Raw genomic sequence first — 16,893 nt, 5'->3', positions numbered from 1 at the left:
GCGCGGCATGGTTTGACTGGCGCGAGGTGGTCATGCGCTCCCGTTATCACCGATGGGGCGCATTGCTATTGGCCACGCTGCTGGTGCTGGGTGGCGGTTACCTGGTGCGTTTGCAGGGCGTGCACCAGGCCTACCGACAGGGCGTCTTGCAAGCGCTCGAGTTGGAGCGATCGCGCCAGTCCATGCTGGACCAGGTGGTAACGCTGGAGCCTGCCCGGCAGGCTCTGGTCAACGCCGAGGGGCAATTGAGGGCCGCTCGCTGGCGCCTGTCGGCGGGCGGCGGGATGAGTGAGTTGCTCGACCAGCTGGCCAGCTCCGGGCGGGCGCATGGGTTGCTGTTCGAGCGGTTCGAGGTGGGTGACCAGGTGCCGGAGAACGGCTACCGCCGGCTGCCGTTGCAGATGCAGGTCACGGGTCGTTATGCCGCCTTGCGCCTATGGCTGGACGAATGGCTCGGGCAACTGCGGGTATTGCAGGTATCGAGCCTGCAACTTGCCGAGGTTGGCGAGGCGACCGGGCTGCTGCGCCTGCACCTGCAGGTGCAGGTGTTCGACGCGGGCGAGGTGCTGCCGGCGCCAGCCTCGCTGGCGCACGAGCAGGCGCGGGCTGCACCGCAGCCGCCCCGCCTGGACCCCTTCGCCCCGTGGACGTCGCGGAGGGCCCCGGCAGGCCTGGCGGGTGTGCCGTTGGAACAGCTGGAAATGGTTGGCAGCCTGTCGCGCCAAGGTCGACACCATGCCCTGCTGCGTGTCGCCGGGCGGCTTTACCGGGTGGGTGAGGGCGACCGGCTGGGGCGTGAGGATGGCGTGGTGGCGAACATCGACGAGGAGCGGGTGGAGATTCGTCAGCGGCTGTTCGTCGCTGGCCGGTGGCAGGCGCACGCCACCTATCTCGTGTTGAGCAAGCGCGTGGACAAGGAGGTCCGGGATGAGCAGGGCGCAATGTTGGATGGGGCTGCTGGCGATCGTCCTGGCGACCCAGGTATCGGCGAAAGCGTATCGGGGTGAGGCGTTGTCGCTGAACTTCCAGGATGTGGAGGTTCGCGCCGTGCTGCAGGTACTGGCCGAATACGCAGGTATCAACCTGGTGGCCAGCGACTCCGTGCAGGGTAGCGTCACGCTGCGTTTGCAGGATGTGCCCTGGGACCAGGCGCTCGACCTGGTGCTGCGCAGCAAGGGCTTGGCGCGACGCCAGGAAGGCAATGTGCTGCTGGTGGCTCCAGCCGCCGAGCTGGCTGAGCAGTCCCGTGACGCGCGCCTGGGCCAGGCCTGGGAGGCCCAGTTGCAACCGCTGCGTCGGGAGCTGCTACCGATTCACCATGCCAGCGCCGCCGACCTCGCCGAACTGCTTTTGGCGAGCCTGGCCGACGACGGCATTCTCACCGGGCGCGGCAGCCTGAGCGTTGACGCGCGCACCAACACTCTGGTGGTTACCCAGCCCGTAGACCGGCTCGCCGAGCTGCGCCAGTTGGTTGCGCAACTGGACGTGCCGGTGCGCCAGGTGATGATCGAGGCGCGCATCGTCGAGGCCAGCGTCGATTACGAGAAGGCCCTTGGTGTGCGCTGGGGGCAACGGTTGGGCGCCGCGCCGACGCTGGGGAGCGACCTGTTCGTCGACCTGGGCGTCAAGCAGGCGGGGGCGGCTATCGGCGTTGGCCTGCTGCGTGGCGATGTGTTGCTGGACCTCGAACTGAGCGCCATGGAGAAAAGCGGCAATGGCGAGATCATTTCCCAGCCCAAGGTGGTCACCGCCGACAAGGAAACCGCGCGCATTCTCAAGGGCACCGAGGTGCCGTACCAGGAGACCACCCGCAGCGGGGCAACCTCGGTGTCGTTTCGCGAAGCATCGCTGTCGCTGGAGGTCACGCCGCAGATCACGCCCGATGGCAAGGTGATCATGGCCGTACGGGTGACCAAGGACGAGCCGGACTACGTCAATGCCCTGAACGATGTGCCGCCGATTCGCAAGAACGAGGTCAATGCCAAGGTGCGGGTGGCCGATGGTGAGACCATTGTGATCGGTGGCGTGTATTCGACGTCGCATAACAATGTGGTGGACAAGGTGCCATTTTTGGGCGATCTGCCGTATGTTGGGCGGCTGTTTCGACGCGATGCATTACAAGAGAAAAAATCCGAGCTGCTGGTCTTCCTGACTCCGCGTATCATGAGTGACCAGGCGATTGCTGCGAGTCGTTGATTCTGTGCGAAATTTGATACTTGTGGGGCCCATGGGCGCTGGAAAGAGCACCATCGGGCGCCTATTGGCCAAAGAGCTGCGCCTGCTGTTCAAGGATTCCGACAAGGAAATCGAACTGCGTACCGGCGCGAACATCCCGTGGATCTTCGACAAGGAAGGCGAGCCGGGCTTCCGTGACCGCGAGCAGGCGATGATCGCCGAGCTCAGCGCGCTCGATGGCGTGGTGCTGGCAACCGGCGGTGGCGCAGTGATGCGCGATGCCAACCGCGCCGCGCTGCGTCAGGGCGGGCGAGTGATCTACCTGCATGCCTCGGTGGAGCAGCAGGTCGGCCGTACCGCGCGCGACCGCAACCGCCCGCTGTTGCGCACCGCCAACCCCGAGGCCACCCTGCGGGCCCTGCTGGAAGCCCGCGACCCGCTCTATCGCGAGATTGCCGACCTGGTGGTCGAAACCGACGAACGGCCACCGCGCATGGTGGTGCTCGACATCCTCGAGCGTCTGGAGCAGTTGCCGCCCCGCTGAGCCGGGTCTATCCTCGGCGACCTGCGCTGGGGTGAGCGTGAACGTTATCGCCGGGTCACCGCCGGCGCCAAAGCACATTGTGGGGATACATGCAGACACTTAAGGTCGACCTGGGCGAACGTAGCTACCCGATCTACATTGGCGAAGGCCTGCTGGACCAGCCCGAGCTGCTGGCGCCGCACATTGCCGGGCGGCAGGTCGCCATCGTCTCCAACGAAACCGTCGCGCCCCTGTACCTCGAACGCCTTGCTCGCACCCTGGGAGCCTACAAGGTGCTGCCAGTGGTGCTGCCTGACGGTGAGGCCCACAAGAACTGGGAAACCCTGCAACTGATCTTCGACGCCCTGCTGACCGCCCGCCATGACCGCCGCACCACCGTGGTGGCCCTCGGTGGCGGGGTGATCGGCGACATGGCTGGCTTCGCCGCCGCCTGCTACCAGCGCGGGGTGGACTTCATCCAGGTACCGACCACGCTGCTGTCCCAGGTGGACTCGTCGGTCGGCGGCAAGACCGGCATCAACCACCCGTTGGGCAAGAACATGGTCGGTGCCTTCTACCAGCCCAATGCGGTGCTCATCGACACCGCCAGCCTGCGCACCTTGCCGGCGCGCGAGCTGTCGGCGGGCCTGGCCGAGGTCATCAAGTACGGCCTGATCTGCGACGAGCCGTTCCTCGGCTGGTTGGAGGACAACCTGGCCGCGCTGCGCCAGCTCGACCCGGTGGCGCTGACCGAAGCCATCCGCCGCTCCTGCGCGGCCAAGGCCGCGGTGGTCGGCGCCGACGAGCGCGAGTCCGGTGTGCGCGCTACCCTGAACCTCGGCCACACCTTCGGCCATGCCATCGAAACCCACATGGGTTACGGTGTATGGCTGCACGGCGAGGCTGTCGCTGCCGGGACCGTAATGGCCCTGGAGATGTCCATGCGCCTGGGCTGGATCGACCAGTCGGCGCGTGATCGCGGAATCCGCCTGTTGCAGGACGCAGGCTTGCCGGTGGTGCCCCCACAGGAAATGACCCCGGCGCACTTCATGGAGCACATGGCGGTCGACAAGAAGGTGCTCGACGGACGCTTGCGCCTGGTGCTTTTGCGCCAGATGGGCGAGGCCGTGGTCACCGACGACTATCCGAAAGAGATTCTTCAGGCCACGTTGGCCGCGGATTACCGCGCGATCGTGGCGCAGCTTTGAGGTTGTGACAGCGCAATGACCAGTTTGCATGCCGATGAGGCGTTTCTCGACCATTACCAGTTGAGCCACGATCCGTTCGCGCCGCGTGTGCCCGGCTTCAAGTTCTTCCCGGCCCAACGCAAGCCCGTGCTTGGCCAACTCCACCACCTGGCGCGCTACAGCCAACTGATGCTGGTGGTCACCGGGCCTGTGGGCAGCGGCAAGACCCTGCTGCGCCAGGCCTTGGTGGCCAGCACCAACAAACAGTCGGTGCAGAGCGTGGTGGTCTCCGCCCGTGGCGCCTCCGATGCGGCCAGTGTGCTCGGCCAGGTGGCCCAGGCGCTGAACGTGGCCCAGGCCGAGGTTCAGGCGATTCTTTCCCAGGTGGTGCAACTGGCGCTGACCGGGCAGGAGGTCTACCTGCTGGTGGACGATGCGGAACAACTTGACGAGTCGGCACTCCAAGCGTTGCTGGAGCTGGCGGCGGGCGTCGCGGAAGGTCGCCCGCACGTGTTCCTGTTCGGCGAACCGTCGCTGATCGCCGGGTTGGAGGAGTTCAATGTCGAGGAAGAGCGCTTCCACATCATCGAACTCGCCCCCTACAGCGAGGAAGAGACCCGCGAGTACCTGGAGCAGCGCCTGGACGGTGCTGGCCGGGGCATCGAGGTGTTCACCCGTGAACAGATCGTCGATATCCATGAAAACTCCGACGGCTGGCCTGGAAACATCAACCAGGTCGCCCGCGATACCTTGATCGAAGCCATGATCGCCAGCCGCACCACGGCCAAGCGACCATCCATGGGGTTCAAAATGCCTAAGAAACACGTGCTCGCGCTGTCCGCTGTGGTCGTGGTCGCCGTCGCAGCGGCCGTCCTCATGCCCAAGAAGGGCGACAAGGCCCCGGCCGAAGCGCCTGCCGCGCAGGCCCAGCTGCCGTTGGGGCAGGGCCAGCCAGCCATCGAGTTCTCCGGTAATTCGCAGCCGATGCCGTTGCCGCTGGTCGGCCAGTCGCAACCGGTGATGCGCGAGCCGCTGGCCCAGGCCGCTGGCATGGGTGACGGTGAAGAAAGCGGCCCAGCGGGTGACACCGGGCTACAGCCGTCGGCACCGTCCGCCGCCGTGCCACCGACCGTTACCACCATCGCCCCGCCCCAGGGTGTGAGCGCCGGCCCGGCACCGACCCCGGCCCAGCCGGTGACCAGCGCGCCAGCAGTTGCGCCTGCGCAAAAGCCTGTCGCAACCCAGCCGGCGAAGCCGGTTGCACCTGCGGCCAAGCCCGCCCCGGCTCCGGCGGCCAAGCCTGCCGAGAAGCCCGCCGCCGGTGGCGCGGGCAACAGCGGCTGGTATGCTGGCCAGAAACCGGGCAATTACGTGGTGCAGATCTTCGGCACCAGTTCCGAAGCCTCGGCGCAGTCGTTCGTCAAAGAGCAGGGTGGCGACTATCGCTACTTCAAGAAAACCCTGCAGGGCAAGCCGCTGTACGTGGTCACCTACGGCAACTTCGCCAGCCGCGACGCGGCGGCTGCGGCAATCAAGAACTTGCCAGCCAAGGTCCAGGCTGGTAAACCTTGGCCTCGTACCGTCGCCAGCGTCCAACAAGAGCTGGCCACGGCCCGCTGACACCTTCCGGGCGGCTTCACCCCCGCCGCCCAGTTGCTGAGCGAATCCCGGATACCGATCAGCCTGCTGCGTTCATGCGCGGCAGGCTTTTCTGTCCCAGACTGCCGGCCACAAGCCTTCTGTTGCAGTCACGGCTGAACCGCTTCAGACTCGAGCCAAGCCGCTATCACGGCGCATGGCGCAAAAACATTCAAAAATGCGACATAAATTTTCAACGATACGTCGTTAAAATTTGTGGGCTTCCCTGTCGCTGTGCAACAATGGTTTCCCATTGCCCACCGCAAAAAAGCTGGCATTCGATCGGCGTGGATGGTAAGTGGTTGTACTAAAAAGAGATTTGCCTTGGTTGAGAGGCGAACCTGGTGAGAAAGTGTCTATGAAAACAGGTCTGTACCATCCCGAAGAATTCAAGGATAACTGTGGTTTCGGCCTGATTGCCCACATGACGGGCGAGGCGAGCCACCACCTTCTGCAAACTGCCATCGAGGCCCTGACCTGCATGACCCACCGCGGTGGGATCAACGCGGACGGCAAGACCGGTGACGGTTGCGGCCTGCTGATGCAGAAGCCCGACCAGTTCCTGCGTGCCGTGGCCCAAGAACATTTCGCCGTCGAGCTGCCCAAGCAGTACGCCGTCGGCATGGTGTTCTTCAATCAGGACCCGGTCAAAGCCGAAGCCGCGCGCGCCAACATGGACCGCGAGATCCTCGCTGCCGGCCTGACCCTGGTGGGCTGGCGCAAAGTGCCGATCGACACCAGCGTCCTCGGCCGCCTGGCCTTGGAGCGCCTGCCGCAGATCGAGCAGGTGTTCATCGGTGGCGAAGGCCTGAGCGACCAGGAACTGGCGATCAAGCTGTTCAGCGCTCGCCGCCGTTCGTCGGTGGCCAACGCCCACGATGCCGACCACTACATCTGCAGCTTCTCGCACAAGACCATCATCTACAAAGGCCTGATGATGCCGGCGGACCTCACCGCCTTCTATCCAGACCTCAGCGACGAGCGCCTGAAGACCGCCATCTGCGTCTTCCACCAGCGCTTCTCCACCAACACCCTGCCGAAATGGCCGCTGGCGCAGCCATTCCGCTTCCTCGCCCACAACGGCGAGATCAACACCATCACCGGCAACCGCAACTGGGCCATGGCCCGTCGCACCAAGTTCGCCAACGACCTGATCCCCGATCTCGAAGAACTCGGCCCGCTGGTCAACCGCGTCGGCTCCGACTCCTCGAGCATGGACAACATGCTCGAGCTGATGGTCACCGGTGGCATCGACCTGTTCCGCGGCGTGCGCATGCTGGTGCCGCCGGCCTGGCAGAACGTCGAGACCATGGACGCCGACCTGCGCGCCTTCTACGAATACAACTCCATGCACATGGAGCCGTGGGACGGCCCGGCGGGCATCGTCATGACCGAAGGCCGCCACGCGGTGTGCCTGCTCGACCGCAACGGCCTGCGCCCGGCGCGTTGGGTCACCACCAAGAACGGCTACATCACCCTCGCCTCGGAAATCGGCGTGTGGAACTACCAGCCCGAGGACGTCGTCGCCAAGGGCCGGGTCGGCCCGGGGCAGATCTTCGCCGTCGACACCGAGACTGGCCAGATCCTCGACACCGATGCCATCGACAACCGCCTCAAGTCGCGCCACCCGTACAAGCGCTGGCTGCGTCAGCACGCCACGCGTATCCAGGCGACGCTGACCGACGACCAGGGCGTGGCCAGCTACGACGCTGACCAGCTCAAGCAGTACATGAAGATGTTCCAGGTCACCTTCGAGGAGCGGGACCAGGTGCTGCGCCCGCTCGGCGAGCAGGGCCAGGAAGCGGTCGGCTCGATGGGCGACGACACGCCGATGGCCGTGCTGTCGCAGCGCGTGCGTTCGCCGTACGACTTCTTCCGCCAGCAGTTCGCCCAGGTGACCAACCCGCCGATCGACCCGTTGCGCGAAGCGATCGTGATGTCGCTGGAAATCTGCCTGGGCGCCGAGCGCAATATCTTCCAGGAATCCCCCGAGCACGCTTCGCGGGTGATCCTCAGTTCGCCGGTCATCTCGCCGGCCAAGTGGCGTTCGCTGATGAACCTCGACCGCGAAGGCTTCGAGCGTCATCTGATCGACCTCAACTACGAAGAAAGCCTCGGCCTGGAAGCGGCCATCCGCAACATCGCCGACCAGGCCGAGGAAGCGGTGCGCAGCGGCAAGACCCAACTGGTGCTGAGCGACCGCTACATCGCCCCGGGCAAGTTGCCGGTGCACGCGTCGCTGGCCGTCGGCGCGGTGCACCACCGCCTGACCGAGCAGGGCCTGCGCTGCGACAGCAACATCCTGGTGGAAACCGCCACCGCCCGCGACCCGCACCACTTCGCCGTGCTGCTGGGCTTCGGCGCCTCGGCCGTGTACCCGTACCTGGCCTATGAAGTGCTGGCCGACCTGATTCGCACCGGCGAAGTGCTGGGCGACCTGGACGAAGTCTTCAAGTACTACCGCAAGGGCATCTCCAAGGGCCTGTTGAAGATCCTGTCGAAGATGGGCATCTCCACCATCGCCTCGTACCGCGGCGCCCAGCTGTTCGAAGCGATCGGCCTGTCGGACGAAGTCACCAGCCTGAGCTTCAAAGGTGTGCCGAGCCGCATCAAGGGCGCGCGCTTCGTCGACCTGGAAAGCGACCAGAAGCTGCTCGCCGCCGAAGCCTGGAGCGCGCGCAAGCCGATCCAGCAAGGTGGCCTGCTCAAGTTCGTCCACGGTGGCGAGTACCACGCCTACAACCCGGATGTGGTCAACACCCTGCAGGCTGCGGTGCAGAAGGGCGACTACGCCAAGTTCAAGGAATACACCGAACTGGTCGACAAGCGCCCGGTGTCGATGATCCGCGACCTGCTCAAGGTCAAGGTCGCCGACCAGCCGTTGGCGCTGGAGCAGGTCGAGCCGCTGGAGGCGATCCTCAAGCGCTTCGACTCCGCCGGTATCTCCCTGGGCGCGCTGTCGCCGGAGGCCCACGAGGCCCTGGCCGAGGCGATGAACCGCCTGGGCGCGCGCTCCAACTCCGGTGAGGGCGGCGAAGACCCGGCCCGCTACGGCACCATCAAGAGCTCGAAGATCAAGCAGGTGGCCACCGGCCGCTTCGGCGTCACCCCGGAATACCTGGTCAACGCCGAAGTGCTGCAGATCAAGGTGGCCCAGGGCGCCAAGCCCGGCGAGGGCGGCCAGCTGCCGGGCGGCAAGGTCAACGGCCTGATCGCCAAGCTGCGCTACGCGGTCCCTGGCGTGACCCTGATCTCGCCGCCGCCGCACCACGACATCTATTCGATCGAAGACCTGTCGCAGTTGATCTTCGACCTCAAGCAGGTCAACCCGCAGGCGCTGGTATCGGTCAAGCTGGTGGCTGAAGCCGGCGTGGGCACCATCGCCGCCGGCGTGGCCAAGGCCTACGCCGACCTGATCACCATCTCCGGCTACGACGGTGGCACCGGCGCCTCGCCGCTGACCTCGATCAAGTACGCCGGCGCCCCATGGGAACTGGGCCTGGCCGAAACCCACCAGACCCTGCGCGGCAACGACCTGCGCGGCAAGGTGCGGGTACAGACCGACGGCGGCCTGAAAACCGGCCTGGACGTGATCAAGGCGGCCATCCTCGGCGCCGAGAGCTTCGGCTTCGGCACCGCGCCGATGATCGCCCTGGGCTGCAAGTACCTGCGCATCTGCCACCTGAACAACTGCGCCACGGGTGTTGCCACCCAGAACGACAAACTGCGCAAGGACCACTACATCGGCACCGTCGACATGGTGATCAACTTCTTCACCTTCGTCGCCGAGGAAACCCGTGAGTGGCTGGCCAAGCTGGGCGTGCGCAGCCTGGGCGAGCTGATCGGCCGCACCGACCTGCTCGAAGTGCTGCCCGGCGACACCGAGCGCCAGCAGTACCTCGACCTGTCGCCGCTGCTGGGCAGCGCGCACGTGCCGGCCGACAAGCCGCAGTTCTGCCAGGTCGACAAGAACCCGCCGTTCGACAAGGGCGAGCTGGCCGAGAAGATGGTCGAAATGGCCGGCCCGGCCATCCGCGACCAGGCCGGTGGCGAGTTCAGCCTCGACATCTGCAACTGCGACCGTTCCATCGGCGCGCGTATCTCTGGCGAGATCGCCCGCCTGCACGGCAACCAGGGCATGGCGAGCAAGCCGATCACCTTCCGCTTCAAGGGCACCGCGGGCCAGAGCTTCGGCGTGTGGAACGCTGGCGGCCTGAACCTGCACCTGGAAGGCGACGCCAACGACTACGTCGGCAAGGGCATGACCGGCGGCAAGGTGACCATCGTGCCACCGGCCGGCAGCCCGTTCGAAACCCAGCACAGCGCCATCGTCGGCAACACCTGCCTGTACGGCGCCACGGGCGGCAAGCTGTTCGCCGCCGGCACTGCGGGCGAGCGCTTCGCTGTGCGTAACTCCGGCGCCCACGCTGTGGTCGAGGGCACCGGCGATCACTGCTGTGAATACATGACCGGTGGCTTTGTCTGCGTCCTGGGCAAGACCGGTTACAACTTCGGTTCTGGCATGACCGGCGGCTTCGCCTACGTGCTCGACATGGACAACACCTTCGTCGACAAACTCAACCACGAGCTGGTGGAAATCCAGCGCATCAGTGGTGAGGCGATGGAGGCCTACCGCAGCCACCTGGCGCGGGTCCTTGCCGAATATGTGGAGGAGACCGGCAGCGAGTGGGGGCGTGAGCTCTCGGAGAACCTGGACGACTATGTGCGGCGCTTCTGGCTGGTCAAGCCGAAGGCGGCCAACCTCAAGCAACTGCTGTCCAGCACCCGTGCCAACCCGCAGTAACAACAGCTGCAAGTGGCAGGCCCCGTGCGCGGGGCTTGCCCGGCTCAAGTGATCGTCTTGCAGCTTGCGGCCGAGGCCGGCAACTGCGGTAAAGAGGTTTTGAAAAATGGCTGAACGTCTGAACAACGACTTCCAGTTCATCGAAGTGGGGCGTAAAGACCCCAAGAAAAAGCTGCTGCGCCAGCGCAAGAAAGAGTTCGTCGAGATCTACGAACCGTTCAAGCCGCAGCAATCCGTCGAGCAGGCGCACCGCTGCCTGGGCTGCGGCAACCCGTACTGCGAGTGGAAGTGCCCGGTGCACAACTTCATCCCCAACTGGTTGAAGCTGGTCTCCGAAGGCAACATCCTGGCGGCGGCGGAGCTGTCGCACCAGACCAACACCCTGCCTGAGGTGTGTGGCCGCGTGTGCCCGCAAGACCGCCTGTGCGAGGGTGCCTGCACCCTGAACGACGGCTTCGGCGCGGTGACCATCGGTTCGGTGGAGAAGTACATCACCGACACCGCCTTCGCCATGGGCTGGCGCCCGGACATGTCCAAGGTCAAGCCGACCGGCAAGCGCGTCGCCATCATCGGCGCCGGCCCCGCCGGCCTGGGCTGCGCCGACGTGCTGGTGCGTGCCGGGGTGACCCCGGTGGTGTTCGACAAGAACCCGGAGATCGGTGGCCTGCTGACCTTCGGCATCCCCGAGTTCAAGCTGGAAAAGACCGTGCTCAGCAACCGCCGCGAAGTCTTCACCGGCATGGGCATCGAGTTCCGCCTGAACACCGAGGTGGGCAAGGACATCACCCTGGAACAGCTGCTCGCCGAGTACGACGCGGTGTTCATGGGCATGGGCACCTACACCTACATGAAGGGTGGTTTCCCCGGCGAAGACCTGCCGGGCGTGCATGACGCGCTGGACTTCCTGATCGCCAACGTCAATCGCAACCTGGGCTTCGAGAAGTCGCCGGAAGACTTCGTCGACATGCAGGGCAAGAAGGTCGTGGTGCTCGGCGGTGGCGACACCGCGATGGACTGCAACCGCACCTCGATTCGCCAGGGCGCCAAGTCGGTGACCTGTGCCTACCGCCGCGACGAGGCCAACATGCCGGGTTCGCGCAAAGAGGTGAAGAACGCCAAGGAAGAGGGTGTGAAGTTCCTCTACAACCGCCAGCCCATCGCCATCGTCGGCGAGGACAAGGTCGAAGGCGTGAAGGTGGTCGAGACCCGTCTCGGCGAGCCGGATGCCCGTGGCCGTCGCAGCCCCGAGCCGATCCCCGGGTCCGAGGAGATCCTGCCGGCCGACGCCGTGGTGATCGCCTTCGGCTTCCGCCCGAGCCCGGCACCGTGGTTCGAGCAGTTCGGCATCCAGACCGACAGCCAGGGCCGCGTGGTGGCGCCGGAGAAAGGCAAGTTCAAGCACCAGACCAGCAACCCGAAGGTGTTTGCCGGTGGCGACATGGTGCGCGGCTCGGACCTGGTGGTGACGGCGATCTTCGAAGGGCGCAATGCCGCCGAAGGGATCCTGGACTACCTCGAAGTCTGACTGGTCGCGATCGCGGGGCAAGCCCGCCGTCACAGGCATCACGCGACTCCTGTGGCGGCGGGCTTGCCCCGCGATGCTTTTTGTATACAAAAACCCTTGATCTATGGCACCCGATAGACAAAAGCCATGGCCGCGACCGTGCCTTTTGCGCTGCCGTCTGAGAAAATGCCCGGCACATTTTTCCCGGATGCCGACATGACTGCCCTGAAGAACGATCGTTTCCTGCGTGCACTGCTCAAGCAGCCCGTAGACGTCACCCCCGTCTGGATGATGCGCCAGGCCGGCCGCTACCTCCCGGAATACCGCGCCAGCCGCGCCAAGGCCGGGGACTTCATGAGCCTGTGCAAGAACGCCCAGTTCGCCTGCGAAGTGACCATGCAGCCGCTGGACCGCTTCCCGCTGGACGCCGCGATCCTGTTCTCCGACATCCTCACCATCCCCGATGCCATGGGCCAGGGCCTGTACTTCGAGACCGGCGAAGGCCCGCGCTTTCGCAAGGTCATCGACACCCCGGCGGACATCGAGGCGCTGCCGATTCCCGATGCGGAAAAAGACCTGGGCTACGTGATGAACGCGGTCAGCACCATCCGCCGCGAACTCAATGGCCGCGTGCCGCTGATCGGCTTCTCCGGCAGCCCGTGGACGCTGGCCACCTACATGGTCGAGGGCGGCTCGTCGAAGGACTTCCGCAAGACCAAGGCAATGCTCTACGACAACCCCCAGGCCCTGCACCTGCTGCTGGACAAGCTGGCGCAGTCGGTCACCGCCTACCTCAACGGCCAGATCCGCGCCGGCGCCCAGGCCGTGCAGATCTTCGACACCTGGGGCGGCGCGCTGTCGGCGGCGGCCTACCAGGAGTTCTCGCTGGCCTATATGCGCAAGATCGTCAGCGGGCTGATCCGTGAGCACGAAGGGCGCAAGGTGCCGGTGATCCTGTTCACCAAGAACGGCGGCCTGTGGCTGGAAAGCATCGCCGAGGCTGGCGCCGACGCGCTGGGCCTGGACTGGACCTGCGAGATCGGAGATGCCCGCCGCCGTGTCGGCGACAAGGTGGCGCTGCAGGGCAACATGGACCCGACCGTGCTGTACGCCAAGCCGGCTGCCATTCGCGCGGAAGTGGCGCGCATCCTGGAAAGCTACGGCCAGGGCAGCGGCCATGTGTTCAACCTGGGGCATGGCATCACCCCGGAAGTCGACCCGGAGCATGCTGGCGTGTTCATCAACGCCGTGCACGAACTGTCGGCCAAGTACCACCCGTAACACTCATCTCCTGTAGGAGCGGGGCAAGCCCGCGCCTACAGGCAGGTTCAGCTGTGGATTAAGTTTCAATTCAGCGATCGTCGTTAATCTGGTCCCATCGAAACCCAAACAGGACCCGATCATCATGAAAACCCGCTATCTCGCCCTCATCCTCGCCCCACTGTTCAGCACCGCCGCCCTGGCCTCCAGCTACACCGGCCCTGGCGCCCAATCGGTGACCACCGTCGCCGCCGCCAAGGAAGCCGCCGACGACACCCCTGTGGTGCTGCAAGGCTACGTGACCAAGAAGATCAACAACGACGACAAGTACGAGTTCAAGGACAACACCGGCACCATCACCGTTGAAATCGACAACGAAGACCTGCCACCGACACCGTTCAACGACAAGACCAAGGTCAAGCTGACCGGCGAGGTGGAGAAGCACCTGATGAGCCGTGAGGTGGATGTGGATATCGTCGAGATCATCAACTGACGCAGGCGTATCCCTTGTAGGCGCGGGGCAAGCCCGCGCCTACAGGTTCTGCTGCGTTCAGGCGGTCTTGGCGGGCAACTTGCTCAGGCGCAACGCCACCAGCAATGCCACCGCCAGCAAACTGCCGATGAACAGGCCGATACCGTTCCACCCGGCGTAATGCCAGAACACCCCACCCGCCGTCCCCGCCACGCTCGACCCCGCGTAATAGCAGAACAGGTACAGCGACGACGCCTGCCCCTTGGCCTTCAACGCGCGCCGACCGATCCAACTGCTGGCCACCGAATGCGCGCCGAAGAAGCCGAAGGTGAACACCAGCATGCCGACGATCACCAGTGCCAACGGGCTGGCCAGGGTCATCAGCATGCCGCCGGCCATCACCACGATGCTCGCCCAGAACACCTTGCGCCGTCCCAGTCGGTCGGCCAGGGCGCCGACCTGCGCCGAGCTGTAGATGCCCGCCAGGTACACCACCGACAACAAGCCGACCAGCGCCTGGTTCATATGGTATGGCTCGGCCAGCAGGCGATAGCCGATGTAGTTGAACAGGGTGACGAACGCGCCCATCAGCAGGAAGGCTTCGAGGAACAGCCATGGCAGCCCAGCGTCCTTGAAGTGCATGACGAAGCCATCCAGCAAGGTGCGTGGGTTCAGCGCCTGGCTGCGGAAGTTGCGCGATTCTGGCAGCACCTTCCAGAACACCAGCGCCGCCACCAAGGCCAGCCCGCCAATGGCCAGCATCGCCGTGTGCCAGCTGACGAAGTCGATCAGCACTCCGGTGATCAGCCGCCCGCTCATGCCGCCGATGGCGTTGCCGCCGATATACAGGCCCATGGCCAGACCGATGTGTTGCGGGTGGATCTCTTCGCTCAGGTACGTCATCGCCACCGCCGCCAGGCCGCTCAGCGACAGGCCGACCAATGCGCGGGTCGCGAGCATTAACTGCCAACTCGGCATCACGGCGCTGGCCAGGGTCGCCAGGGCGGCGCAGACAAGGGCGAAGACCATGACCGGCTTGCGCCCGATGCGGTCGGAAATCGGCCCGGTAATCAGCAAGCCGATCGCCAGCATGGCGGTGGACACCGACAGCACCAAGCTGCTCTGCGCAGCGTTGATCGAGAACTCCTGCGACAGCAAGGGCATCATCGGTTGCACGCAGTACAGCAGGGCGAAGGTGGCGAAGCCGCCACTGAACAGGGCCAGCACGGTCTTCATGAAGGCCGGGGTGCCTTTTTCGATCCAGGCTTCGTTCAGCGGGGCAGGCTCGGGTTCTACAGGCAGGGGGGCTACAGCGGATTTCACGACAAGTACCTCAGGGCGCGGGGGCCGGTGGTGCGATGAAAAAAGCATATAGCTGGCTAATGATTACATCCAATATATTGTTCGACCTATTTAAGACGTTCAGCGACTTGTTTGGAGCCGATCATGGAGCTGCGCCACTTGCGTTATTTCATCGCCGTCGCCGAAGAGCTGCATTTCGGCCGCGCGGCTCAGCAGTTGGGCATCTCCCAGCCACCCCTGAGCCAGCAGATCCAGGCGCTGGAGCAGGAACTGGGGGCGCGGCTGTTCGAGCGCACCAACCGCCGGGTCGAACTCAGCGAGGCGGGCCGGCTGTTTCTCGACGAGGCCCGCCAGGTGCTGGCGCAGGTCGACAAGGCCGCCGACGTCGCGCGCCGTGCGCAACTGGGTGAACTGGGCGAGATGAAGATCGGCTTCACCTCCTCGGCGCCGTTCACCTCGCGCATTCCCCTGGCGATCCACGCCTTCCGCCAGCGTTTCCCGTCGGTGCACCTGCACCTCAAGGAGATGAGCAGCCGCGAGGTGGTCGATGGGGTGTTCGACGAGTCCATCGCCGTTGGCCTGATGCGGCCGTTGCCGGTGCCGGACGGCCTGCTGGTCACCGAGCTGTTCCGCGAGCCTCTGGTGGCCGTGCTCAACGCCTCGCACCCGCTGGCGGCGGGTAGCGAGCAGGGCGTGCACATGGCGGCGCTGGCGCAGGAGCCGTTCGTGTTCTTCCCGCGCAGCTACGGCAGTGGCCTGCATGCGCAGTTGATGAGCCTGGCGGGCAAGGCGGGGTTCAGCCCGCATTTCGCCCAGGAGGCGGGCGAGGCGATGACCATCATCGGCCTGGTGTCGGCGGGGTTGGGGGTGTCGGTGCTGCCGGCGTCGTTCCAGCGCATGCGCATTGACGGGGTGGTGTATCGCACGTTGCTGGACGAGGGGGCGATGACGGCGGTGTGGCTGGTGCAGCGGGCGCGTGGCGGGTCGGTGATGGCCCGGGCGTTTGCCGAGTTGTTGACCGAGAAGGTGGGGGGCGCGTAGGTCGGGCGGCCCGGGCGCGGGGCAAGCCTGCTCCTACAGGTACGGCGCGACCCCTGTAGGAGCGGGCTGGCAGATCAATCGACCCGCGACAGGTCACCCTTGAGCGCCACCCCGGCGACCATCGCGCCGGCATGGCATTCGTAGGTCGTGGCGTCCTTGCGCTCGTTCTTCTTGTAGTAGCTGACGATGTTGGTCACCGCGTTGGCGTTGGCCTTGCGCGCAGCGTCCTGCAGCGTCAGCAGCGCCGATTGCAGGGCCCATTCGCAGGCGGCCTCGTCGCTCTTGTTGAAGGCGTTGGTCTTCTTGTTGGTCACCGCGTTCGGGCTGAGCACGCTGAGCTTGCCCCGCGGTTGCACGCCGGCCAGGTAGAACTTCACCGAGCCGTCGAGCTTCTTCTCGGCGAGCATCTGTTGCACGACCTTCTCGAACGGCAGGTACAAGGCCGTGTCGCGGGCCTGGCTGAGGCCCGGCAGGGCACAGAGCAGCAGGGTGGTGACGGCGGTCCAGGTCTTCAGGCGCATGGGGCGTTCCTCGATCAGTTGTAGGTGTTGGCGCTGCTTTGCTGCTGCGGCACGTTCTGCGTGCCGAGGGTGTTCAGCTGGCGCAGGATGGCGCGGTCGAGGTTGTACACCCAGCGGTTGTAGTTACGGTGGATCTTGCCGTCCTCGTAGCCCAGCTCGCGGCTGTCGCGGTACGCGATGCGGAATTGGCTGGTGCTGTAGTGGATGTCCACGGCGGCGAAGAAGGTGTTGCGCACGGTGATGTCGGCTTGGATCAGGCTTGGGCCGACGTTGCGCGCGGTCCAGCCGCGTTCGGCGATGGCCTTGAGGATCGCTTGCTGCACCTGCGGGTGGGTGTAGCCATGGCTGGCGGTCAGTTGCTCGGCCGGGTTCATCACCGGCTTCGAGGTGCAGCCGGCCAGGGCGGTGAGGGCCAGGCCGAGGGCGACGGCGCGGATCAACGGGGACATTCCTTGCTCTCCAGTAG

13 protein-coding genes are annotated in these 16,893 nt (G+C 65.3%); 10 read left to right on the top strand and 3 right to left on the bottom strand.

All coding sequences use genetic code 11. The features are described 5' to 3' along the window. Positions 1 to 32: 32 nt before the first annotated feature. From P0Y43_RS25555 to P0Y43_RS25515, 9 genes are all read left to right on the top strand, one after another. The gene (locus P0Y43_RS25555; protein ID WP_275640028.1) at positions 33 to 1,007 is read left to right on the top strand and encodes a pilus assembly protein PilP; all 975 of its coding nucleotides are present in this window, start codon (positions 33 to 35) and stop codon (positions 1,005 to 1,007) included. After that, entirely contained in the window at positions 928 to 2,196 is a 1,269-nt protein-coding gene (locus P0Y43_RS25550; RefSeq protein WP_430540281.1) for a type IV pilus secretin PilQ, read from the top strand. Before P0Y43_RS25555 ends, P0Y43_RS25550 begins: the two co-directional genes overlap by 80 nt. 4 nt (positions 2,197 to 2,200) lie before the next feature. After that, a complete protein-coding gene (gene aroK / locus P0Y43_RS25545) occupies positions 2,201 to 2,719 on the top strand; it encodes a shikimate kinase AroK (RefSeq protein ID WP_275640027.1) in 519 nt (172 codons plus the stop codon). A gap of 89 nt (positions 2,720 to 2,808) precedes the next feature. Then, positions 2,809 to 3,906: a 3-dehydroquinate synthase gene (gene aroB, locus P0Y43_RS25540; RefSeq protein ID WP_275640026.1), complete on the top strand. Its 1,098-nt coding sequence runs from the start codon at positions 2,809 to 2,811 to the stop codon at positions 3,904 to 3,906. A 15-nt stretch (positions 3,907 to 3,921) separates the two neighbouring features. Then, a complete protein-coding gene (locus P0Y43_RS25535) occupies positions 3,922 to 5,505 on the top strand; it encodes an AAA family ATPase (RefSeq protein ID WP_275640025.1) in 1,584 nt (527 codons plus the stop codon). Positions 5,506 to 5,881: 376 nt separating this feature from the next. After that, on the top strand, positions 5,882 to 10,327 hold the full coding sequence (gltB, locus tag P0Y43_RS25530) for a glutamate synthase large subunit (protein WP_275640024.1): 4,446 nt from the start codon (positions 5,882 to 5,884) through the stop codon (positions 10,325 to 10,327). Positions 10,328 to 10,433: 106 nt separating this feature from the next. Then, positions 10,434 to 11,852, top strand: a complete 1,419-nt coding sequence (locus P0Y43_RS25525) for an FAD-dependent oxidoreductase (protein WP_275640023.1) — start codon at positions 10,434 to 10,436, stop codon at positions 11,850 to 11,852. 195 nt (positions 11,853 to 12,047) lie between these two features. Then, positions 12,048 to 13,112, top strand: a complete 1,065-nt coding sequence (gene hemE / locus P0Y43_RS25520; RefSeq protein ID WP_275640022.1) for a uroporphyrinogen decarboxylase — start codon at positions 12,048 to 12,050, stop codon at positions 13,110 to 13,112. A gap of 124 nt (positions 13,113 to 13,236) precedes the next feature. After that, positions 13,237 to 13,584 (top strand): YgiW/YdeI family stress tolerance OB fold protein, encoded by a 348-nt coding sequence (locus tag P0Y43_RS25515; protein WP_275640021.1) that lies wholly within the window; start codon positions 13,237 to 13,239, stop codon positions 13,582 to 13,584. 57 nt (positions 13,585 to 13,641) lie between these two features. Here P0Y43_RS25515 and P0Y43_RS25510 read toward each other — a convergent pair whose 3' ends face one another. Continuing rightward, positions 13,642 to 14,886, bottom strand: coding sequence for an MFS transporter (locus P0Y43_RS25510; protein WP_430540280.1), 1,245 nt, complete (start codon positions 14,884 to 14,886; stop codon positions 13,642 to 13,644). Between the two features lie 123 nt (positions 14,887 to 15,009). Here P0Y43_RS25510 and P0Y43_RS25505 point away from each other — a divergent pair, with 123 nt between their 5' ends. After that, positions 15,010 to 15,906 carry a LysR family transcriptional regulator gene (locus tag P0Y43_RS25505; protein WP_275640020.1) on the top strand — a complete coding sequence of 299 codons (897 nt, stop codon included), beginning with the start codon at positions 15,010 to 15,012 and terminating at the stop codon, positions 15,904 to 15,906. Between the two features lie 74 nt (positions 15,907 to 15,980). Here P0Y43_RS25505 and P0Y43_RS25500 read toward each other — a convergent pair whose 3' ends face one another. Both P0Y43_RS25500 and P0Y43_RS25495 read right to left on the bottom strand, forming a co-directional pair. Continuing rightward, entirely contained in the window at positions 15,981 to 16,427 is a 447-nt protein-coding gene (locus P0Y43_RS25500; RefSeq protein ID WP_275640019.1) for an excinuclease, read from the bottom strand. Positions 16,428 to 16,441: 14 nt separating this feature from the next. Then, entirely contained in the window at positions 16,442 to 16,876 is a 435-nt protein-coding gene (locus P0Y43_RS25495) for a hypothetical protein (RefSeq protein ID WP_275640018.1), read from the bottom strand. Between the last annotated feature and the right edge of the window lie 17 nt (positions 16,877 to 16,893).

Source organism: Pseudomonas entomophila (genome assembly GCF_029193575.1).
Classification (GTDB): domain Bacteria; phylum Pseudomonadota; class Gammaproteobacteria; order Pseudomonadales; family Pseudomonadaceae; genus Aquipseudomonas; species Aquipseudomonas entomophila_G.
This window is presented reverse-complemented; position numbering and strand designations above follow the sequence as displayed.